Here is a 21,239-nt window from a genome sequence, read left to right as displayed (position 1 = left end):
TTCTATCTCTTCCCCATCAAGGAAAATTCATCTTGCCGGTCGCTTGGCTGCTCCAGCTTTTGCAGCAGGCTTGCCACTCTGGGCGGCCGGCTTGGCAGAGCCCGCGCGGGTTGGCGCCTTGCCCTTATGGGCAGGTTTGCCTGCCGGTTTTCCCTGTCCAGCACCCTGTGCAGCAGACTTGCCGTTGCCAGCCCCTTTGCTGAGCTGGGAGCCGACTGGCTTGCCATTGCCCGCCTTGCCGCCCTTGCTGGCGGCAGGGGTGTCGCTGCGAGTCTTGCCTTGGGCGGCGGCCCCTTGCGCGCCTGCCCCCTTACCGCCAGCGCTCTTGCTGTCCGCCCCATTGCTGCGCTGATGGGTGATAGCACTGTGGCGGGTCAGGGCAGGCTTGAGGCCCTTGTTGCGACTGCGCTCGGCCTTGGCTTCGCCACGGCCTTCCGGCGGCACCAGGCAGTCGGGGCCGTTGCCGATAAGGTGGCCCTTGCCCATCTCCAGCAGGGCTTCGCGGATCATCGGCCAGCCGGCCGGATCGTGGTAGCGCAGCAGCGCCTTGTGCAGGCGACGGCGACGCTCCCCCTTCACCACGAACACGTCCCCGCCCTGGCGGCTCACCTTGTTGAGGGGGTTTTTCTCGGTGTAATACATGGTGGTGGCGTTCGCGAGCGGCGACGGGTAGAAGTTCTGCACCTGATCGAGCTTGAAGCGGTTGGTCTTGACCCAGAGCGCCATATTCACCATATCTTCGTCGGTCGTCCCCGGGTGGGCGGAGATGAAGTAGGGGATCAGGTACTGCTGCTTGCCCGCCTCCTTGGAATACTTGTCGAACAGCTCCTTGAAGCTGTAGTAGCTGCCCATGCCCGGCTTCATCATCTTGGAGAGCGGGCCCTCCTCGGTGTGCTCGGGCGCGATCTTCAGGTAGCCGCCGACGTGGTACTTGGCCAGCTCCTTGATGTAGCGCGGATCTTCCACCGCGATGTCGTAACGCACCCCGGAGGCGATCAGTATCTTCTTGATCCCCTTCACATCCCGCGCCTTGCGGTAGAGGTTGATGGTCGGGGTATGGTCGGTGTCCATGTGCGGGCAGATGGTCGGCCAGACGCAGGAGGCACGGCGACAGGTCTGCTCGGCCTTGGGGCTCTTGCAGCGTAAGCGATACATGTTGGCAGTGGGGCCGCCGAGATCCGAGATGACGCCGGTAAAGCCCGGCACCTTGTCGCGGATCTCTTCGATCTCCTTGATGATCGACTCTTCCGAGCGGCTCTGGATGATGCGCCCCTCGTGCTCTGTGATGGAGCAGAAGGAGCAGCCGCCGAAGCAGCCACGCATGATGTTGACCGAGGTCTTGATCATCTCGTAGGCCGGGATCTTCTCGTTGCCATAGGCCGGGTGCGGCACCCGCTGGTACGGCAGGCCGAACACGCCGTCCATCTCGTCGGTTTCCAGCGGGAAGGCGGGCGGGTTGACCCAGATGATGCGATCGCCGTGGGCCTGGGAGAGCGCGCGGGCGCAGCCCGGGTTGGTCTCGTGGTGCAGGATGCGCGACGCATGGGCGTAGAGCACCTTGTCTTCCTTCACCCGCTCGAACGCCGGCAGCTTGACGTAGGTCTTCTCCCAGGGTTTCTGCTTGGGCGGCTGCACCAGGATAGGCTTGGCCTCCTGCTCCACCGGCGCTGTGCCTTCATCGTCCGAGCAGGGCGCCCCTTCCATATAGGGGTTCATGATGGGATCGATGCGGCCAATCTGGTCGAGCTTGCTCGAATCCACCCCGCGCCAGCCCGGCAGCGGCTCACGGCGGATGACGGCGGTGCCGCGAATGTCCTGCATGGTCTCGATGGTCTCGCCACCCGCGATGCGGTGCGCCACCTCGATCAGCGGCCGCTCGGCGTTGCCGTAGATGAGGATGTCGGCCTTGGCGTCCAGCAGGATGGAGCGGCGTATGGTCTCGGACCAGTAGTCGTAGTGGGCGATACGGCGAAGCGACGCCTCGATGCCGCCGATGACCACAGGCACCTCTTTATAGGCTTCCTTGCAGCGCTGGGTGTAGACCAGAGTGGCTCTGTCCGGCCGCTTGCCGCCCACATCGCCCGGGGTGTAGGCGTCATCGTGGCGCAGCTTCTTGTCGGAGGTGTAGCGGTTGATCATGGAGTCCATGTTGCCCGCGGTCACCCCGTAGAAGAGGTTCGGCTTGCCCAGACGCATGAAGTCATCCTTGGATGACCAGTCCGGCTGGGCGATGATGCCGACCCGAAAGCCCTGGGATTCCAGCATACGGCCAATGACCGCCATGCCGAAACTCGGGTGATCCACGTAGGCGTCGCCGGTGACCAGCACTATGTCGCAGCTGTCCCAGCCGAGCTTGTCCATCTCCGCTCTGGACATGGGCAGGAAGGGCGCAGTGCCGTAGCACTCGGCCCAGTAGCGGGGATAGGAGAAGAGAGGGGTAACCGGCTGCATTTTGAACACCTGGAACAATTCGGGTCGCGCATTATACCGGCAGAGCAAGGCGGGGGCGATGGCTTTTTGCCCCCATAGAACAAGGGGAGAAGAGACCGCCCTCAGAGAGAGAAGCGGGCCGGCATGAACCTGTGGTGGTGGCGCAGCAGCAACTGATAGCCGCCGAGCAGGCACCAGATGCAGGCTGGCGCCAGGAAGACGGGGTGAGTGGCGAGGCGCAGCATCAGCACCCCCAGCAGGATGAGGGCGAAGGGGCGGCTCTCGTAGAGCCAGTGCGGCCAGGCCTGTCGCCGCGTCTGGCGCGACTTGTCTGGCCTGCGATGGGCACTGCGCCTGAACCAGACGAGCGAACCGGCCAGATAGAGGGCCAGCCCGGCCAGCAGCAACGTAGGTTGCCCGGCAAGGCTCAACAGCAGCAAGCCGCTGCCCAGATAGAGAAAAGGCAGCGGCTCGTAGATGGCGGATGGCAGCATGAAAGATGACCCCTGTGGGAACTGGTCATATGCTAACCAGCCCGGCTTCGGCTGCCATCCTCTTTTGCATCCCGCCCCCCGGATGGGGGGACGGATCAGGCCGCCGGCTTGTCCCGGCTATCGGGGGTGGTCTCTACACCCGGGGGGTTCCCCTCGGCCAGCGCCTCGTCCACCAGCCGATCCCGCGCCCCCGTCATCCCCGCCCCTCTGGCGATCAGGTGATAGATGGCGGGCACTATCAGCAGGGTGACCAGGGTTGCCAAGGAGAGCCCGAAGAAGACCACGGTTCCCACAGCCATCCGGCTCTCATACCCCGCCCCCATGGAGACCATCAGCGGCACGGCGCCTATGATGGCGGTCAGGGAGGTCATCAGGATGGGCCGCAGACGGCGCACCGAGGCGGCTATGATGGCCTCCTCGAAGGATTCCCCCCGCTGGCGCAGCTGGTTGATGAACTCCACGATGAGGATGCCGTTCTTGGTCACCATGCCGATCAGCATGATCATCCCTATCTGGCTGTAGATGCTGAGCTCCTGTCCCGTCAGCCAGAGGCCGAGCAGGCCGCCGAAGATGCCGAGCGGCACTGTCACCATCACCACGGTCGGGGTCAGCAGGCTCTCGAACTGGGCCACCAGCACCAGATAGACCACCAGCAGGGCGAGGCCGAACACCATCATCATCTCCCCCTGATTGTCGCGATAATCCTTGGACTCACCGGCGTAATCCACCGTCATACCGCTCGGCAGATGCTCCCCTGCCCAGCCATCGAGGAAGTCGAGCGCCTCCCCCAGGGTGTGGCCTGGGGCCACGTCCGCGGTGAGGGCTATGGCCTTCTGGCGCTGATAGTGGTTGAGCCGCTGCGGGCTCGCCACCTGGGTGACGGTGGCCAGGGTGGAGAGGCTCACCATCTCGCCATTGGCGGCCTTGAGATAGATGCGGCTGACATCCGAGATGCCGTTGAACTGGGTCTGGTTGGCCCTCAGGTAGACGTCATACTCCTCGCCCCTGTCCACATAGGTGGTCTGGCTGACGCCGCCGAGCAGGGCCTGAAGCGAGCTCGCCACGGTGGAGACAGGAATGCCGAGCTGGCTGGCCCGCTCCCGCTCTATGGTCACCTGCAGCTCAGGGGTCTTCTCGGCGTAGTCGAGATCCGGGGTCAGCATCAGCCCGCTCTGGCCGGCGGCCTGTTGCAGCGCCAGCCCCTGCTGATAGAGCTCCCCATAGTCGGAGCCCTGCAGCACGAACTGTACGGCCGCGGTGGAGCCGCCCCTGAATCCGGGCTGGAAGGTGCGGATCATCACATCCGGAATGCCGGCCAGCCGCCCGCTCAAGCTGCGGCCAAATTCGGTGGCGGTCTCGTCCCGCACCGCCCAGTCGGTGAGCTGGATGATGACCATGCCGGTCTGATCGCCGCCGCGCCCGAAGGCCGGGGTGCTGAAACTCATGGCCTGCACCACCCCCTTGCCGAGCAGCGGCATGATGGCGGCCTCCACCTGCTGCATGTTGCGCTTCATCCGCTCTATGCTGGTGCCTTCGGCCCCTTTCACGAACACATAGATGACACCCCGATCTTCGGTGGGAGTCAGGCTCGCGGGCAGCTTGCCAAACAGGGCGCCGATGCCGCCGAGGCAGAGCAGCAGCACCAGCGGCATCCAGACGGATCGGCGCAGCACGGCGCCCAGCAGGCGGCGATAGAGTACCTCCACCCGGCCGAGTCCCCGATCCAGCGCCGCCGTCATGGCATTGGGCTTGTCGACGGTGCGCATCAGCCAGGAGCCCATGGCCGGGGTCAGGGTGAGCGCCACCAGGGAGGAGAAGAGCACCGCGAGCGATAGCAGGATCGCAAACTCGGTAAAGAGCCGCCCCACCATGCCCTCCATGAAGGCGATGGGCACGAACACCATCACCAGCACGGCCGTGGTGGCCACCACGGCAAAGCCCACCTCCCGGGTGCCGTGCCAGGCCGCCATCAGGGGGGATTCCCCTCGCTGCAGGTGGTGGTGGATGTTCTCCACCACCACGATTGCGTCGTCCACCACCAGGCCGATGGCGAGAATGAGCGCCAGCAGGGTGATGAGGTTGATGGAAAAACCGAGATACCAGGCGCCGATGAAGGCCGAAATGAGCGACACCGGCACCGTGATGGCAGGAATGAGCGTGGTGCGCCCTTGCCCGAGGAAGAGGTAGAGCACGGCCACCACCAGCACGGCGCTGATGGCCAGCGTCTCGTACACCTCGTCGATGGCCTGCTTGATGAAGACGGTGGAGTCATAGTCCACCTCCAGGGTGGCGCCTTCCGGCAGGAAGCGCTGCATCTCTGTCATCTTGCGCTCTATGCCCTGGGCCACCGCCAGGGGGTTGGCGGTGGATTGCGCGACTATGCCTATCCCCAGGCTCTCGCGGCCGTTGCGCTGATAGGCGCTGTCTTCGTTCTTGGCCCCCACCTCCACGTCGGCGATGTCCGCCAGGTAGATGCTCTGCCCATTGACGGCAGTCTTGACCGGCAGGGCGCGAAAATCCTCGGCGCTGTGGTAGAGGCGGGCGATCTGCACCGCCATTGTCATGCTGTTGTTGCGGATCTCCCCCCCGGGCAGCTCTATGTTCTCCCGCTTGAGGGCATCCTGCACGTCGGCCACCGTGATGCCGCGGGCCGCCATGTCGGCGGGGCGCAGCCTCACATACATCACCTGGGTCAGATCGCCGGAGAGTTGCACCTCGCTCACCCCGTCCACCAGGCTCAAGGGATCCACCAGCATGCGATTGGCATAGTCGGTCATGGCGGTGCGGTCCATCTGGGTGCTGCTGAAGTTGAGCCAGATCGCCACGTCACCGTTGCCGTTGTCCTTGGTCACCATGGGCTCGTCCGCCTCGTCCGGCAGCTTGGGTCTGGCCCGGGAGATGGCGTCACGCACATCCGAGGTCCCCTCCAGCATGTTCCAGCCGAGCTTGAACTCCACCGTGATGGAGGATCGTCCCTTGCGGGTCACCGAGTTGATGTTCTTGATGCCGCTGATGCCGGAGAGCTGATCCTCGATGGGCTTGGTGACCTGACTCTCCATCACCTCGGGGGCCGCCCCCTCATAGGTGGTGGTGATGGAGACGGACGGCGTCTGCACGTCCGGCATCTCCCGCACCGTCAGCTTGGCGAAGGCCACCAGGCCGAATACGGTGAGCAGGGCACTGATGACCACCGCCACCAGGGGGCGGCGCACTGAGATATCGGAGAGCCACATCAGCCTTTTACCTCGGTCAGATCGCGGACCAGGGCGCCGTCACGCAGGTTGACCAGCCCCTCCACCGCGATGCGATCGCCGACGTTCAGCCCCTTGATGACCCACACCTCCTCGCCATGGGTATCCCCAAGCTCCACCGGAATGCGTTTCACCCGGCCGTCCGCCTCCAGGCGGTAGACGAAGCGAAGCTCCCCCGCATACTCCACCGACTGGGCGGGGATCAGGGTCATCTTCTGGGCGGGCAGAGAGAGATCTACATTCATCAGCATGCCGGGCCTCAGCTGGCCGTCCGGGTTGGGAAGGATGACCCGCGCCTTGATGTTCTGGGTATCGTTGGAAACGCGACTGTCGAGGGTTTCCAGCACGCCGGAGAAGGATTGATCCGGCCAGGCCGAGCTGGTGGCCGTCACCGTCATGCCGGGTTTGAGGAGGGAGAGGTAGCGCTCCGGCACCGCCAGATCGAGCCGCAATCTGGCCAGCTCGTCCAGGTGGAGCAGCACGTCGCCGCTGTTGACCAGGGCCCCTTCGCTGAGATCGATCAGGCTGACGGTGCCGTCGAAGGGGGCCGCCAGGGTGCGCAATGACAGCTCATAGCGCGCCGCGTCGACCCGGGCCTGGGCCTGGGCCACGGTCGCCTCCTGCCCTTCCAGCTCGGAGGTGGTGATGGCACCGCGCGCCACCAGCCGGCGCATGTCCCGCAGCTTGCGGCTCTCGTCGCGCACGCTGGCGCTCTGCTCGGCGAGTTCGGCCTGCTGCTTGCCCGCATCCAGGGCGATCAGGGTCTCCCCCTGCTTGACCCGCTGACCGGAGCGCACCGCAATCCTGACGATGCGTCCCGTGACCTCGGGGCTGACCACCACGGATCGATTGGCCGCCAGCTTGCTGACCAGCTTGATGGAAGGCTCCGCCAGGCTCTGCCTGACCGTTTCCGCCCTGATGTTGACCTGTCTGGGTTCGGGCTTGCTGACCGGTTTGGCCTGCCGGAAAGCCCAGGTGCCGGCCCCCAGCAGCAGGAGAAGAGGAACAAGCCACAGCCATACGCGCATTTTCATCAAACAATCCATGCAAGGTAAGAGATAAGAAGAAGAGGGAACTTCATCAATGATGGCACCATGTTACCCCCTGACTATGCCGTGACTATGTATAAATGTGACAAAACGTAACAGCCCATGGGATAGATCATCAAACTCGCCACTGACGGGGACGCTGAGACGTTTCTGCCCTAAACTGATGCACCGATATCACTCATGGTCCCGGTCTGCCCATGTCCAAACTGTCTCATCCCCTCGCCAGGTATCGCCGTCTGCAATGGCTGGTGCTGGTCTTGGTGACACTCCTGCTGGCGCTCTCGCTGCAACACACCTTCACCCAGATCACCGACCTGAATCGACGCGACACCATCCACACGGCGGCCCGGTTGGGATCCCAGTTCCAGCAGATGGAGACCTTTCTTGAAGCCATGCGTGGCCAAGCCGAGGAACGCCTGCGCAGCCATTCCCAGTCCCCCCTGACCCACCAGCTCTACCGGGCTCTGCAGGTCACACCTGCGCTCGGGATCACGCTGGACAAGGTGCCTGCCGATCTGCCTGCCGGCCTCACTGGCAATCTGACCGGTCAGGGCCCGCTGCCGGCCCCAGGCAGCGAGCGAGAAGACAGATTTCATCTGGCGCTCAGCCTCTCTCCCCTGCTCTCGACCACCAGCAAGATACTGGGCAAGGAGGCTGCCTGGATCTATTTCACCGGGGTGGATCATTTTATCTACCTCTATCCCTGGGTGCCCTCGAGCCAGTTTCGTTTCGATCCAGCCATCTATCACAAGTCCTTCTGGCAAGACGCCCTGGCACAGCAATCCCACACCCGGAACGCCACCCTGTCACGCCCCTATCAGGATCTCGCCGGACAGGGGCAGATGATCACCCTGTCCCAGCCCATTACAAAGGCACAGACCCTGGTCGGGGTGATCAGCATCGACATCCTGCTCGGTCGCCTCGAGCAGCATCTGCGTCAACCCGCCCCCCAGGCGGGTACCCTGTTTCTGGTCAACCAGCACAGGCAGATCCTGGCTCGCAGCCAACCGGGTACGGCGCCGCCCCTGACCCCTGACGAGGCGCAGGATGGCTATCACTGGCAACAAGGAGCCTTCCAGCTCACCCATGCCATTCCCGGCACCCCGCTGACCCTGATCCACCGTATTCCTCTATTGCCCCTGCTGCAGACACTGATCTGGCAGTCCGCCACGGCGCTGCTCACCCTGCTCTGCCTGGTGGTGGCCGCCATCTCCAGCCTCAGAGCCCGTTTGCTGAACCGGCAGCTGAACTATCTGTCCCGTCACGATGCCCTCACCGGCGCCTTCAATCGCCATCATTTCAACGCCTTCGAGCAACGGCACGCCCTGGCTGGCACCACCCATATCGGCGCCATCATGTTCGACTGCGATCACTTCAAGCTGGTCAACGATCGCTTCGGTCACGGGGTGGGCGATCAGGTACTGATCCAGCTGGTGCGGATATGCCGCCCCTTGTTGGGGAGAGGCAGCATACTGGTCCGCTGGGGCGGCGAGGAGTTTCTGCTGCTGGTCGCAGACAAGGAGCTTCCCCTGGCTCAGCTTGCCGAACAGTTGCGGCTGCGCATTGCGGAACACGACTGGGCCGAGATAGCCCCCGAGCTGAGGGTGACCGTCAGCCTGGGCCATTGCCGCCAGGGCCCCGGCGTTCGCCTGCAGGAGGTCATCCGCCGTGCCGATCTCGCCCTCTATCGGGCCAAGGCCAATGGTCGCAACCGCAGCGAAGGCTGGCAGGGTGACGCACAGGAGAAGCAGGAGTAAGCTGGAACCCCAACTCACAACAGGAGACGCACAGTGGCACGAAAACCCCGCCTTGGCCTGGCCCTTGGCAGCGGCGCCGCCCGCGGATGGGCGCACATCGGCATCATACGGGCGCTGGAGCGCCTCGGAGTCAAACCGGATCTGGTGGCCGGCTGCTCCATCGGCAGTTTCGTCGGTGCCGCCTATGCCGCCGGCGAGCTGGACAAGCTGGAGTCCTGGGTGCGCGGCTTCAGCCGCTTGCAGGTGATGGGGTTGCTCGATCCCGCCCTCTCCGGCGGCCTGTTCCGCGGTGACAAGGTGTTCGGCATCGCCGCCAGCCACCTGGGGGATCCCGCCATCGAGAGCCTGCCGCTGCCCTTCGCCTGCGTCGCCACCGAGCTCGATACCGGCCGCGAGATCTGGCTGCAAGAGGGGCCACTGCGCCAGTGCGTGCGCGCCTCCTGCGGCATGCCCGGCATTCTGACCCCGACCCGGGTCGATGATCGCTGGCTGGTGGATGGCGCCGTGGTCAACCCTGTGCCCATCTCCCTGGCCCGTGCCATGGGGGCCGAGGTGGTGATCGCCGTCAACCTCAACACCGACCTGCATCAGCCCTGGACCGACGAGCCGGACGAGCCCGCCCCGGGAGGGATCTTCAGCCAGTGGCTGGGCCGGGGAGAACCCAGCACTCCCGGCATGTGGGGGGTGATGACGGGCTCCATCAACATCATGCAGGAGCGGATCACCCGGGCCCGCATGGCCGGGGATCCCCCCGAGATCCAGCTCTGTCCGCGCCTTGGCAGCCTCTCCATCATGGACTTCCACCGCGCCAGCGATGCCATCAACGAGGGGGAGGCTTGCGTCGAGCGCAACCTGGACCAGCTCAAGGAGGAACTCTCCCGACTCGGCCTGATATGAGGGCGCCATCGGGGCACCCCAATGAAAAAGAGCGCCATCAGGCGCTCTTTTTCTGTCCGGACCGCGAGGTCAGAACAGCCCCAGTCCCTTGAGCATGACGATCAGGATGAGCGGCGGCGACACGTAGCGGATGATGAAGAACAGCGGCTTGAGGATGGCCAGCTCCAGCTCGCCCCCATTGGTCAGCGCCGCCTTCATCCGCTCGAAGCCCCAGACCCAGCCCACGAACAGGCAGAGGAAGATGCCGCCAAGGGGCATCAGCACATTGGAAGAGACGAAGTCGAACAGATCGAAGAAGGTCTTGCCGGCTATCTGCACGTCCGCCAGCGTGCTGTTGGAGAGCGCACAGGTCGATCCGACCGCCCCCAGCACCAGCAGGTTGATCAGGGTCGCCCTTCTTCGGCTCATGTGGAAACGCTCCGAGAGTACCGAGACCGGCACTTCCAGAATGGAGAGCATGGCCCCCGTGGCCGCGATGGCGGAGAGCACAAAGAACAGCACCATGAATAGGTGGCCGAACGGTATGCTGGCAAACACCGCCGGAATGGTGATGAACAGCAGGGAGGGACCGGCGGTCGGCTCGAAGCCGAAGGCAAACACCGCCGGGAAGATGGCGATCCCCGCCAGCATGGAGACGAACAGATCGGCGCACATCACCCGGACCGTGGTGAGCGGTATGTGCTGATCGTCCCGAAAGTAGCTGCCATAGGTCATCATGCAGCCCATGCCGATGGAGAGCTTGAAGAAGGCCAGTCCCATGGCCGTCAGCACCACGCCGGCGGTGACCTTGGAAAAATCGGGGGAGAACAGGAAATTCAGCCCCTCGCTCGCCCCGGGCAGGGTCAGGCTGCGAATGCCGATCACCAGCAACAGGATGAACAGCACCGGCATCAGCCGCTTGGTGACGGCCTCTATCCCCTTCGACACCCCCATCAGCAATATGCCTCCCATCAGCGCCAGCACCAGCCACTGCCACAGCAGGCTCTGCAAGGGATCCGTGATGAGCGAATTGAAGGCCGCCCCCGTGACGGCGGGATCGGTCGAGAGGATCTCGCCGCTGGCCGCCTTGAAGATGTAGGCAAACACCCAGGCCGCCACTTCGGAGTAAAACGACATGATGAGGAAGGCCGCGCTCACTCCCATGGCCGCGATCAGCCACCAGGGTTGTCCCTTGGGCGCCAGCTTGATAAGCCCGCTCACCGCATCGGATTTCGCCTGACGCCCCAGCATGATCTCCGAGATCATCACCGGCAGCCCCACCAGCAGGGTGGCGATCACATAGACCAGCAGAAAACCGGCGCCCCCGTTTTCCCCGGTCAGATAGGGAAACTTCCAGATGTTGCCAAGGCCGACCGCCGAGCCCAGGGTCGCGGCAAGCACGCCGAAGGTGCTGGTAAAGCCATCTCTGGCTTTGGGAAGGGTATTGCTCATGCGTGTCTCGCTTTGTGGATCAGGGGCCTGAAATTAAAGGGTCGGAATTTTCCGGGGATTAATCCAGCTTGCCAAGGTGATTTAGTTGAAATCGCCACATGAAGCACACAACGCACTCTTTATTTAAATAAATTCCTGTTTTGACAAATAAAAAATGCCGCCTCGCGGGCGGCATTTTTATCAAGGCTCAGGCAATCAGGCCTTGGCAATATCGTCCGGACCGATCTGACCGATTTCGGCGACTTTCTTGTCGGCCAGCAGCCAGAGGGTGAACTTGTGCAATTCCGGGTGATGAGCCAGGGCGACCAGGAAGGCGCCTCCAACTTCACGGTAACCCAGTTCATAGTTCTTCAGGGTAGTCGGGGGGACGCCCAGCAGATCGGCAAACTTGGGACGGCTCAGGCCAACCGCTTCGCGGATCTGACGGATCTTCTTGCCAACAGTTACGATATTTGAATTCATGTGTTCCATACTCCGTTCGGCGGATTCACTCCACCTTTATTTTTCGCGACGACTCGTAGTCAAGTGTATCAGTTTTGAACGGACTCGTTATGGTCGAGCCTCTATCTTTAATAAGCGTCTTTCGACGACAACCCTAACAAACCTCGGGGATGGTAATCGCAGAGTCGCCTCAGGTAAACAGTCTCGAAGAGAAACCTTTATTGTTGCCACGGCCATAACTCGTATAATTCGCCGGTTATCCCTTAGAGAGTATTCAGCATGGCATTTCCCGGCATCATCTCCCGACTTCACCCGGATTCAGACCCCGATTCCCTCCCCCGCCAGCTCCGTCAGAGCCAGCAAACCCGGGCCGAGGCACTCTGGCTGCCCGCCGCCATGCAGAGCGAGGCCGCATCCGTACTGGCTTCCCTTCCGGACAAGTGCAGCCTCTATCTCGAGCAAGCCGCCCCGCTGCCCCTGCGCAGCCACGACGGCGTCCTGCAGCCAGATGGCAGCCTGCTGCTTGGCAATGGTAACCGCATGACACTGGCGACGGAAAAAGGGGATGGTGGACTGGTGCCCGAGCAGGGCCTGCAGGAGATGGCCCAGTGGCTGGAAGCCGGCCATCAACATTTCATCTGTTCAGCCGCGATTCAGCCGGTGGCCAGGGCCATCCTCAATATCTGGCCCCTGGACCCCTATCTCGCCCGCCATTTTTTACTCGGCTTCACACCCTTGCTGTGCGAAGCAACCGAGGCCGACTATCTCGCGGTGTTTGCGACCAGGGACGCTATCGCCACCCCGCAGCACGCTTGGGTTGAGGCCTATATGAAGCTTGAGCGAAAGCTGCATCGCGCCTACTTGGATCACTAATAAATCCAGATAAACAGCCAGTTATCCATACGACACAATCTGCCCCACAGATTATCTGTGAGCTTGATCATGTTTTGAAATGAGCATAAAGTGCGCCACGTCATCGGAATGACATCGGCTGTTCGTGGCGAAGTATGCGCTCTCGATAGTGCAACTCGCCCACCTGTGCACCCAGATAACGTGCCTCCTGGATGGATCTAGGATCCCTGCTCGGCGCAACCCTTGTTGCCCGGCAGAGCCAGCAGCTTACATAAATTACAAAGTGCGAAGCACGTGAACAACGTGCCATCTCAACGAGGATTAATTTTATGATGAAAATGGCTCCTTCCCTGATCGCCATCGCCATGGCTGCCATGGGTGCAACTGCTGCACACGCCGCTGATGATATCTACTTCGGTGCCGGTGTCGGTGCAACTCACTTCAACGGTCTGAACAAGATCGAAGGCGTGAACACTGGTGAAGAAGACGCGGCTGCTGCCAATGCCTTCGTTGGTTACAACTTCAACGAGTACTTCGGTTCCGAACTGGGCTACCAGTACACCGGCCGTGGCAACACCGATGGCAACCGTTATGAGAGCCAGGGTGCCACCCTGTCCGGTATCGCTCGTCTGCCGCTGGGCAACGACTTCTCCCTGTTCGGTGAAGCTGGCGCCTACTGGGGCCACACCGACGGTATGGGCACCAGCGATACCAAGGTATCCCCGCTGGCCGGTGCCGGTGTGACCTACAAGGTCAACGACGCGCTGGATCTGCAAGCTCGTTACCGCTACATGTGGGACGTGGCTGACCTGCACGCCGACAACGTACGCTACAAGTCCAACCAGAGCGTTGCGACCCTGGAAGCCGTTTACCACCCGTTCCGTACTTCCTACGTAGCCCCGGCTCCGGCTCCTGTTGTTGAAGAAGCACCGGCTCCTGCTCCGCAGATCGTTGAAAAGAACTTCGCCCTGAACTCCGACGTGCTGTTTGCCTTTGGCAAAGACAGCCTGAAGGCCGAAGGCGTGGAAGCCCTGAACGCTCTGTACCAGCAAATCGTCGAGTTCCAGCCGAAAGACGGCAACGCCGTTGTTGTTGGTTACACCGACCGTATCGGTTCCGACGCTTACAACCAGAAGCTGTCTGAAGCCCGTGCCCGCACCGTTGCCAACTTCCTGGTCAGCAAGGGTATGGCTGCCAGCAAGGTTGCCATCGAAGGTCGTGGCGAAGCCAACCCGGTTACCGGCACCAAGTGCAACGGCGTAACCGCCAAGGCTCAGCTGATCTCCTGCCTGGCCCCGGACCGTCGCGTAGAAGTGCGCGTATCCGGCGTACAGGAAGTTCAGCAGTAATCTGACTCCGCTCAGATAACGCGAAAAGGGGATGCCACGGCATCCCCTTTTGCATGTCTGTCGTCTCAAACGTCACCCTCTGTCTCATCACACTCTCCCCGCCCCCTCTCTGATCAGGCCGCGCCCCGTCGCGCCAGCGCTGCATATCTGACCAGAAACTTGATCAAGCCGATTCAAAAGAATACAGTAGCAACGCTTGTAAGACATTGGATGAACTATTAAAAGTCCCCATTGCCCGGTTAGTTGTCCATGGAGAAACAGCTTCATGAGAATCCAGGTTACCATCCATTTTTTATTCAAGCCGTCCGTGACGAGATCACGGAATCGCAACATGACAACATGAAGTGTCATCTGCGATCGGTATAACAAAGAGTGCGCAGTACGCCCATAGCACGGCAACTCAACGAGGATAAAATGATGAAAATGAAAGTGGCTCCAACCCTGATTGCTCTGGCTATTGCAGCCATGGGAACTTCCACCGCCCAGGCGGCTGATGACTGGTACACGGGTATGGGTGCAGGTTGGGCTTATGGCCATGACCTGGACTCCTTCGGTCTGGATGCTGACAAGGACGCCACCGCGATCTCCCTGTTCGGCGGTTACAACTTCAATGATTACTACGCGGCCGAGCTCGGCTACCTCTACGCAGGCAAGGGTGGCGTCGATGGCGTCGACTTCAAGACCCAGGGTGCGACCCTGTCCGCCCTTGGCCGTCTGCCGCTGGGTGACATCTTCTCCGTGTTCGCCGAAGGCGGTGCCTACTTCAATCATGTCAACGGCAATGGCGAGAGCGACAACGGCACCTCGCCCCTGGCCGGCCTGGGTCTGACCGCCAAGGTCTCCGATCTGCTCGATCTGCAGGCCCGCTACCGCTACATCTGGGATCTGGGTGACGAGCAGAAGACCTGGAAGACCGACATGAGCGTCGCCACCGTGGAACTGGTGATGCACCCGAACCGCAAGGCCTATGTAGCCCCAGTGGCCGCGCCGGCTCCCGAGCCGGTTCCCGAGCCCGTCATGGTCGACAAGAACTTCTCCCTGAGCTCTGACGTGCTGTTTGCCTTCGGCAAATCCACCCTGAAGCCGGAAGGGACTGCCGCCCTCAACACCCTGTATCAGCAGATCGTTGACGTTCAGCCGAAAGATGGCAGCGCCGTGGTAGTCGGTTACACCGACCGTATCGGTTCCGACGCCTACAACCAGAAGCTGTCCGAAGCCCGTGCCCGCACCGTGGCCGACTTCCTGGTCGGCAAGGGTCTGCCGGCAGGCAAGGTCGCCATCGAAGGCCGTGGCGAGGCGAACCCGGTCACCGGCACCCAGTGTGACGGCGTCAAGGGCAAGAACCAGCTGATCGCCTGCCTGGCACCGGATCGCCGCGTCGAAGTGCGCGTCACCGGCGTGCAGGAAGTCCAGCAGTAAGCGGTCAACCCGCACCTGAAAAAAAGGGGCCGTACGGCCCCTTTTTTATTCATCAGTCAGCCCCTCCCACCCCCGTTCCGGGGCGAAACAGTTGTCACCTTCCTCACAGATTTTCCATACGGGGGCGCCACTTAAGTGGTTAAACGTCTCATATGGCCTATACATAATGTTGGTTATACATAACAAAGGGCTGGGAGCCCTATAACACCCAACATCGACGAGGAAACGCGATGAACATTAGACTGAAACCGGTATGGATTGCACTGGCATTGGCGACGGGAGCGGCACAGGCGGCGCCTATGCACGACTGGTATATAGGGGCGGGGGCGGGCTGGGCATGGGCCCATGATCTCGATGATTTCAGCAAGGATGTCAGCAATGATGACACCGCGTACAACGCCTTCGCCGGATACAACTTCACCGAAAACCTGGGCGCCGAACTGGGCTATCTGTCGGGCGGGGACTGGGACGTCAATGGTCACGAGTTCAGCAACCAGGGGGCAACCCTGTCGATCCTGGGCCGCCTGCCATTGAACGACATCTTCTCGGTGTTTGCCGAGGGTGGCGGCTACCTCTACAGCGTCAAGTCCATCAACGGCAGCGAGGACAACCTGGCGCCGCTGGCCGGGCTCGGCATGACCGCCAGGCTGCACGACTGGATCGACATCCAGGCGCGCTACCGCTACATGGTGCGGGTGGGGGATGACTCGGACAACGACAAGCTGGGCAGCGGCACCCAACGCTGGGTCAGCGACATCAGCACCGCCACCATAGAACTGGTGCTGCACCCCAACCGCACCGTGGCCGCAGTGCCGGTGGCCGCCCCTCTGGTGGTGACCCCGCCGCCGCCCCCCGAGCCGGTGGATCAGACCTTCAACCTGAGCTCTGACGTGCTGTTTGCCTTCGGCAAGGCCGAGCTCAAGCCGGAAGGCATGGCCGCCCTGGACGATCTCTACCAGCAGATAGTCGACGTCAAGCCCAAGGATGGCAACGCCCTGGTGATGGGCTATACCGACCGCATCGGCTCGGATGCCAACAATCAGGCACTGTCGGAGGCCCGCGCCAGCACGGTCGCCAACTTCCTCATCGGCAAGGGGCTGCCCGCCGACAAGGTGAGCATCCAGGGCAATGGCGAGAGCAATCCGGTCACCGGTACCCAGTGCGATGACGTCAAGGCGAGAGCCGCCCTCATCGACTGCCTGGCCCCGGATCGCCGGGTCGAGATCAGGGTGACCGGCGTGCAGGCCGCCGCACCAGAGGCCACCGAGCCCGCGGCCGAACCTGCTGCCGAGGAACCGGCACAATAACCCTTCATCCACCTCTATCGTGCACAAAAAAGGGATGCTTGCGCATCCCTTCTGCTTTTGCGGCCTCTTCGATCAGAACGAAGTGCGACGATAGCGGCGGTATTCCGGCCGCCAGAAGTTCGCCTCGATGGCCTGGTCTATCACATCATCCGGGGTCTGTACCGCCTTGCCCTGCAGCATGGCGGTCTTGGCCACCATCTTGGCGATGTAGCGGGAGACCCGATGGATATCCGCCAGATCCGGCAGCAAGGAGCCCTCCTCTCCCTTCACCAGCGGCGAGCACTCCGCCAGCGCCCGACTGGCGGACATCAGCATGGCGTCGGTTACCCGGGTGGCGCCCGAGGCGATGACGCCAAGGCCGATCCCCGGGAAGATGAAGGAGTTGTTGCACTGGGCGATGACGTAGCGCTTGCCCTTGTACTCCACCGGCGCGAACGGGCTGCCGGTGGCCACCAGCACCTGGCCGTCTGTCCAGCGGATGAGATCCGCCGGCGTCGCCTCTACCCGGGAGGTGGGGTTGGAGAGGGGGAAGATGATGGGGCGGGAGCAATGCTTGTGCATGGTCTTGACCACCTCTTCGGTGAACAGGCCAGGCTGGCCGGAGACCCCGATCAGGATGTCAGGACGACCGTGCTCCATCACCTCCAGCAGGGAGATGTTGTCCCCCACCGGCCACTCCTTGATCCGCTCCAGCGGCTGGGAGAGCTTGCGCTGGAAGTCGAGCTGGTTGGGGATCTTGTCGGTGATGAGGCCGAAACGGTCCACCATGAAGACCCGGCCGCGGGCCTCCGCATCATTCAGCCCTTCGGCCTTCATCTGCGCCACTATCTGCTCGGCGATGCCGCAGCCGGCGCTGCCCGCACCGAGGAAGGCGACCCGCTTCTCGGAGAGCTTGGCCCCCGAGGCCTTGCAGGCGGCGATCAGGCTGCCGAGGGTCACCGCGGCGGTGCCCTGGATGTCGTCGTTGAAGCAGCACAGCTCGTCCTTGTAGCGGTTGAGCAGCGGGGTGGCATTGCCCTGAGCGAAGTCCTCGAACTGCAGCAGGATCTCGGGCCAGCGGCGCTTGACCGCCTGGATGAAGGCATCGACGAACTCGTCGTACTCCTCGCCCGAGATGCGCGGATGGCGCCAGCCCATGTAGAAGGGATCGTTGAGCAGTTGCTGGTTGTTGGTGCCCACGTCCAGCACCACCGGCAGGCAGTAGGCGGGGGAGATGCCGCCGCAGGCGGTGTAGAGGGAGAGCTTGCCGATGGGAATGCCCATGCCGCCGATGCCCTGATCCCCGAGGCCCAGGATCCGCTCGCCGTCGGTGACCACTATCACCTTGACGTTCTGCTTGGTGGCGTTTTGCAGCATGTCATCGATCCTGTCCTTGTCCGGATAGGAGATGAAGAGGCCGCGGGCACGGCGGTAGATGTTGGAGAACTCCTCGCACGCCTTGCCCACGGTCGGGGTGTAGATGACCGGCAGCATCTCGGTCAGGTGGTTGTTCAGCAGGCGATAGAACAGGGTTTCGTTGGTGTCCTGGATGTTGCGCAGATAGATGTGCTTGTCCATGTCGTTGCCAAACGCCATGAACTGGCGATAGGCGCGTTCCGCCTGCTCTTCGATGGTTTCGATGTTCTGGGGCAGCAGGCCTTCCAGGTTGAAGCTGCTGCGCTCCTCGCTGGTGAAGGCACTGCCCTTGTTGAGCAGCGGGGTCTCCAGCAGGGCCGGGCCGGCGTAGGGAATGTAGAGGGGACGTTTCTGATTATTATCTTCAAACATGGATCTGTACCTTGACTGTGTGGCCCGCCGATCCTATGGGCTTGGGCCAACAATTTCAAAGGGTTTGCACCTCAGTGACAACAGGTTTGCGACCCAGGCGACGAAAGGCGCCGGGGGTCTGACCAGTGAGGCGGCGAAAACGGTTCGCAAAGTTGGCGCCGTCGCTGTAACCGACCCGGCTGGCCAGCTCAGCCAGCGGCCAGTTGGTATAGAGCAGCAGCTGGCGCGCCTTGTTCATCCGAAGCTGAGTCAGCCAGGCCATGGGCCCCATGCCGAACACCTGCCGGCAGAGCCGATGCAGATGGGGCACAGAGCAGGCCATCTGGCTAGCGAGCAGGGTCACGCTCCAGGGTTCATCGAGACGCGCCTCCACCCGGCGAAACAGTGCCTGCAGCCTGAGCTCGGGGGTGCCGCGCACCTCCCCCTGCAGGGTCCTGTCCAGCAGGGCCAGCAACAGGCTGAGCAGCTGGGGCTGCAAGGGCGATCGCACCCCCTCCCCCTGCATCAGGCTGAGCAGATGGTAGAGCTGCTCCCCCTCTTCCCCCTGCCAGATCCGGTGGCCGAGCCGATGCAGGTGCTGCCAGCGCGGCACGTCATCCAGCAGGATCCAGCTTGTCTGCCAGCGCTCGCCAATGAGCCTGAGCCCCCCCGGTACGGCCGCCGGCAGGAAGATGAGCGAGCCCGCGGGGATGGGCTGCTCCCCCTGATCCGTCAGCAGGGCCCCGCCCTCGTCGTGACTCACCATCAGGATGTGGAACTCGGGTCTGTTGCGGCGAATGAGGTAGTGATCCCGCAAGCGGGAGAGACCCGTCAGGAAGATGCCGGCCTCCCCCAGCAGGGGCAAGCCTTCGCGCCCCAGCATCCGCTCCTCGCAGCCGGGAGCTATCTCAAGACACTCGCTGACAAATGCCATAACGCCTCAACATGATAGTTTTGAACAAGAAAGCCGAGAGGTGCTCACAGTGAAGCTGCCCGCGACTACCCCTATCATACCCATGACAAACCTTGCTTTTCACATACCCGGTTAACATAAATGAATTATTGGCAAGCGATTTTAAAACAAACCACCGATCGTGAGTTCATGACCCGACTGTGGCGGCTGGCCCTGCCGGTGTCGCTGCAATCCATGATGTTCTCCCTGCTCGGTCTCATCGACATCATGATGGTGAGCCAGCTTGGCACCACGGCTGTGGCGGCGGTCGGCTTGGGTAACCGGGTCTTCTTCTTCAACCTGCTGGTGATAGCGGGGCTCTCTGGCGGGGTCTCGGTGTTGGCGGCGCAATACTATGGCCGGGGCGAGCTGGCCGGGGTGCGCCGCTCCCTGGCCCTGGCCCTGGTGGGCGCCCTGCTGGTGAGCCTGCCGTTTGCCCTCGTCTATGTGCTCTCGCCGGGCAGCGTGCTCGGCTTTGCCAGCCAGGATCCCGCGCTGCGTCTGCTGGCCGACGAGTTCCTGATGATCACAGGTGCCACCATCCTCTGCACCGCCGTGGTGGTGCCCCTGGAGGCGGCCCTGCGCTCGGTGGGCAACGCGGCGGCGCCGACCAGGATCGGCATCATTGCCATCATCGCCAACGTCATCCTCAACTACGCCCTCATCTTCGGCAACTTCGGCTTCGAGGCCATGGGGGTCGCGGGCTCGGCCTGGGGCACCACGATTTCACGACTGCTGCAGACGGCGCTGCTGCTCATCTATGTGCTGCGTCAGGAGCCGCGCCTGGTGCCGCGCCGACAGGACTGGTGGGACGCCTTTCGGCGCAAGGAGGTGGTGCGCTTCACCCTGATCGCCCTGCCGCTCCTGTTCCATGACGGGCTCTGGGCCTTCGGCATGCTGCTCTACGGTTTCCTCTACGCTCATCTGGGCACCGACTCCCTGGCCATCATGACCACCCTCGGCACCTTGGAGAGCATCCTTATCTCCCTCTTCTTCGGGTTGGCGGTGGCCTGCTCCACCCTGCTCGGTCACCGGCTCGGGGCCGAGGAGTACGAGGCGGCCTGGCAGCACTCCCAGCTGTTCCTGCTGCTCGCCCCCATAGGCGCCCTGCTGGTGGGGATAGCCGTCTGGCTGCTGCAGACCAACCTGCTGCAGTGGGTCGGCAACCTGCCGGGGGAGCTGATGGGGGAAGCGGGCCAGGTGCTTGCCATCATGTGCCTCGGCATGTTGCTCAAGGTGTTCAACATGGTGGGTATAGTCGGGGTGCTGCGCTCGGGGGGGGACGTGAACTACAGCATCTTCATCGACATAGTCGCCATGTGGTGCATAGGCCTGCCGCTGGCCTGGGTCGCGGTCAGTCTGCTGGGCTGGCCCCTCTCCTGGGTGGTGGCCGTGGTGCTGCTGGAGGAGCTGTGCAAGGTGCTGCTGGTGCAGCGCAGGATCCGCCAGCGTCACTGGCTCAAGAATCTGGTGATGGGGTGACGGCAGCCCGCAGCCGGGCAAAAAGCGGGGTCATATCAATGACAGAAAATCCCCCCTTGCAGTATGCTAACCGCCTCTTCAATCAGCGGCGGGGCACACCACGCCCTGCCAGTAGTCGTTTAAGGAGACGCACATGCAACCACAAAAAGAGCTGATCACCGAGACTGCCCTGCTGGAGATGGCCAACGGCATCATCAAGAGCCACGAAGACTTCATCCACGGCATGCGTGCCGATGCGGTGGAGCAGAAGGGGGAGATCCTGGTGTTCAAGGGGGAGTTCTTCCTGGCCGAGGATGGCACCCCGACCGGCAAGACAATGGCGGTGTTCAACATGTTCAAGCTGCTGGCCCAGCAGTTGTCAGGCAAGTACCGGCTGAACTGA

The 21,239-nt window shown here is 62.6% G+C and carries 16 protein-coding genes; 8 read left to right on the top strand and 8 right to left on the bottom strand.

Annotated elements, in window-relative coordinates; genetic code table 11:
• Positions 1-27: 27 nt before the first annotated feature.
• The 4 genes from AAHB08_RS03685 to AAHB08_RS03670 all read right to left on the bottom strand — a co-directional run bounded on the left by AAHB08_RS03685 (position 28) and on the right by AAHB08_RS03670 (position 7,209).
• Complete coding sequence (locus AAHB08_RS03685; RefSeq protein ID WP_342058134.1) at positions 28-2,451, bottom strand: YgiQ family radical SAM protein; 2,424 nt, start codon at positions 2,449-2,451, stop codon at positions 28-30.
• A 101-nt stretch (positions 2,452-2,552) separates the two neighbouring features.
• Positions 2,553-2,924, bottom strand: coding sequence for a hypothetical protein (locus AAHB08_RS03680; protein ID WP_342058133.1), 372 nt, complete (start codon positions 2,922-2,924; stop codon positions 2,553-2,555).
• Between the two features lie 95 nt (positions 2,925-3,019).
• A complete protein-coding gene (locus AAHB08_RS03675; protein WP_342058132.1) occupies positions 3,020-6,157 on the bottom strand; it encodes an efflux RND transporter permease subunit in 3,138 nt (1,045 codons plus the stop codon).
• Positions 6,157-7,209 carry an efflux RND transporter periplasmic adaptor subunit gene (locus AAHB08_RS03670; RefSeq protein WP_342058131.1) on the bottom strand — a complete coding sequence of 351 codons (1,053 nt, stop codon included), beginning with the start codon at positions 7,207-7,209 and terminating at the stop codon, positions 6,157-6,159. Before AAHB08_RS03670 ends, AAHB08_RS03675 begins: the two co-directional genes overlap by 1 nt.
• A gap of 212 nt (positions 7,210-7,421) precedes the next feature.
• Here AAHB08_RS03670 and AAHB08_RS03665 point away from each other — a divergent pair, with 212 nt between their 5' ends.
• Entirely contained in the window at positions 7,422-8,981 is a 1,560-nt protein-coding gene (locus AAHB08_RS03665; RefSeq protein ID WP_342058130.1) for a sensor domain-containing diguanylate cyclase, read from the top strand.
• Positions 8,982-9,014: 33 nt separating this feature from the next.
• Complete coding sequence (locus AAHB08_RS03660) at positions 9,015-9,878, top strand: patatin-like phospholipase family protein (RefSeq protein WP_139438218.1); 864 nt, start codon at positions 9,015-9,017, stop codon at positions 9,876-9,878.
• A 69-nt stretch (positions 9,879-9,947) separates the two neighbouring features.
• Here the strand turns inward: AAHB08_RS03660 and AAHB08_RS03655 are convergent, their stop codons facing one another.
• Positions 9,948-11,309, bottom strand: coding sequence for a sodium-dependent transporter (locus tag AAHB08_RS03655; RefSeq protein ID WP_139438216.1), 1,362 nt, complete (start codon positions 11,307-11,309; stop codon positions 9,948-9,950).
• Between the two features lie 195 nt (positions 11,310-11,504).
• A complete protein-coding gene (locus AAHB08_RS03650; RefSeq protein WP_005298604.1) occupies positions 11,505-11,771 on the bottom strand; it encodes a helix-turn-helix domain-containing protein in 267 nt (88 codons plus the stop codon).
• Positions 11,772-12,029: 258 nt separating this feature from the next.
• On the opposite strand from AAHB08_RS03650, the gene AAHB08_RS03645 reads away from it, so the two are divergent.
• The 4 genes from AAHB08_RS03645 to AAHB08_RS03630 all read left to right on the top strand — a co-directional run bounded on the left by AAHB08_RS03645 (position 12,030) and on the right by AAHB08_RS03630 (position 16,677).
• Positions 12,030-12,623 carry a hypothetical protein gene (locus tag AAHB08_RS03645; RefSeq protein ID WP_342058129.1) on the top strand — a complete coding sequence of 198 codons (594 nt, stop codon included), beginning with the start codon at positions 12,030-12,032 and terminating at the stop codon, positions 12,621-12,623.
• Between the two features lie 308 nt (positions 12,624-12,931).
• Complete coding sequence (gene ompA / locus AAHB08_RS03640) at positions 12,932-13,951, top strand: porin OmpA (RefSeq protein WP_041206213.1); 1,020 nt, start codon at positions 12,932-12,934, stop codon at positions 13,949-13,951.
• A gap of 417 nt (positions 13,952-14,368) precedes the next feature.
• Entirely contained in the window at positions 14,369-15,370 is a 1,002-nt protein-coding gene (ompA, locus tag AAHB08_RS03635) for a porin OmpA (protein ID WP_139438212.1), read from the top strand.
• A gap of 230 nt (positions 15,371-15,600) precedes the next feature.
• Positions 15,601-16,677, top strand: coding sequence for an OmpA family protein (locus AAHB08_RS03630; RefSeq protein ID WP_342058128.1), 1,077 nt, complete (start codon positions 15,601-15,603; stop codon positions 16,675-16,677).
• Between the two features lie 72 nt (positions 16,678-16,749).
• Here AAHB08_RS03630 and AAHB08_RS03625 read toward each other — a convergent pair whose 3' ends face one another.
• Positions 16,750-18,444, bottom strand: coding sequence for an NAD-dependent malic enzyme (locus AAHB08_RS03625; protein WP_247627015.1), 1,695 nt, complete (start codon positions 18,442-18,444; stop codon positions 16,750-16,752).
• 55 nt (positions 18,445-18,499) lie between these two features.
• The gene (locus AAHB08_RS03620; RefSeq protein ID WP_342058127.1) at positions 18,500-19,357 is read right to left on the bottom strand and encodes a helix-turn-helix transcriptional regulator; all 858 of its coding nucleotides are present in this window, start codon (positions 19,355-19,357) and stop codon (positions 18,500-18,502) included.
• Between the two features lie 120 nt (positions 19,358-19,477).
• Between AAHB08_RS03620 and AAHB08_RS03615 the strand changes: the two genes are divergently transcribed.
• Both AAHB08_RS03615 and AAHB08_RS03610 read left to right on the top strand, forming a co-directional pair.
• A complete protein-coding gene (locus tag AAHB08_RS03615; RefSeq protein ID WP_342058126.1) occupies positions 19,478-20,857 on the top strand; it encodes an MATE family efflux transporter in 1,380 nt (459 codons plus the stop codon).
• Positions 20,858-20,990: 133 nt separating this feature from the next.
• Entirely contained in the window at positions 20,991-21,239 is a 249-nt protein-coding gene (locus AAHB08_RS03610; protein WP_139438204.1) for a DUF2498 family protein, read from the top strand.

Origin of the sequence: Aeromonas sp. OTU364 (genome assembly GCF_038440395.1) — a bacterium.
Classification (GTDB): Bacteria; Pseudomonadota; Gammaproteobacteria; order Enterobacterales; family Aeromonadaceae; genus Aeromonas.
Note: the sequence above shows the minus strand (reverse complement) of the source record. Positions and strands in the feature narration are given on the sequence as shown.

Coding starts and splice junctions, on each gene's coding strand:
- AAHB08_RS03685 (WP_342058134.1), bottom strand. CDS start 2,451: ATGCAGCCGGTTACCCCTCTCTTCTCCTATCCCCGCTACTGGGCCGAG.
- AAHB08_RS03680 (WP_342058133.1), bottom strand. CDS start 2,924: ATGCTGCCATCCGCCATCTACGAGCCGCTGCCTTTTCTCTATCTGGGC.
- AAHB08_RS03675 (WP_342058132.1), bottom strand. CDS start 6,157: ATGTGGCTCTCCGATATCTCAGTGCGCCGCCCCCTGGTGGCGGTGGTC.
- AAHB08_RS03670 (WP_342058131.1), bottom strand. CDS start 7,209: ATGAAAATGCGCGTATGGCTGTGGCTTGTTCCTCTTCTCCTGCTGCTG.
- AAHB08_RS03665 (WP_342058130.1), top strand. CDS start 7,422: ATGTCCAAACTGTCTCATCCCCTCGCCAGGTATCGCCGTCTGCAATGG.
- AAHB08_RS03655 (WP_139438216.1), bottom strand. CDS start 11,309: ATGAGCAATACCCTTCCCAAAGCCAGAGATGGCTTTACCAGCACCTTC.
- AAHB08_RS03650 (WP_005298604.1), bottom strand. CDS start 11,771: ATGAATTCAAATATCGTAACTGTTGGCAAGAAGATCCGTCAGATCCGC.
- AAHB08_RS03645 (WP_342058129.1), top strand. CDS start 12,030: ATGGCATTTCCCGGCATCATCTCCCGACTTCACCCGGATTCAGACCCC.
- ompA (WP_041206213.1), top strand. CDS start 12,932: ATGATGAAAATGGCTCCTTCCCTGATCGCCATCGCCATGGCTGCCATG.
- ompA (WP_139438212.1), top strand. CDS start 14,369: ATGAAAATGAAAGTGGCTCCAACCCTGATTGCTCTGGCTATTGCAGCC.
- AAHB08_RS03630 (WP_342058128.1), top strand. CDS start 15,601: ATGAACATTAGACTGAAACCGGTATGGATTGCACTGGCATTGGCGACG.
- AAHB08_RS03625 (WP_247627015.1), bottom strand. CDS start 18,444: ATGTTTGAAGATAATAATCAGAAACGTCCCCTCTACATTCCCTACGCC.
- AAHB08_RS03620 (WP_342058127.1), bottom strand. CDS start 19,357: ATGGCATTTGTCAGCGAGTGTCTTGAGATAGCTCCCGGCTGCGAGGAG.
- AAHB08_RS03615 (WP_342058126.1), top strand. CDS start 19,478: ATGAATTATTGGCAAGCGATTTTAAAACAAACCACCGATCGTGAGTTC.
- AAHB08_RS03610 (WP_139438204.1), top strand. CDS start 20,991: ATGCAACCACAAAAAGAGCTGATCACCGAGACTGCCCTGCTGGAGATG.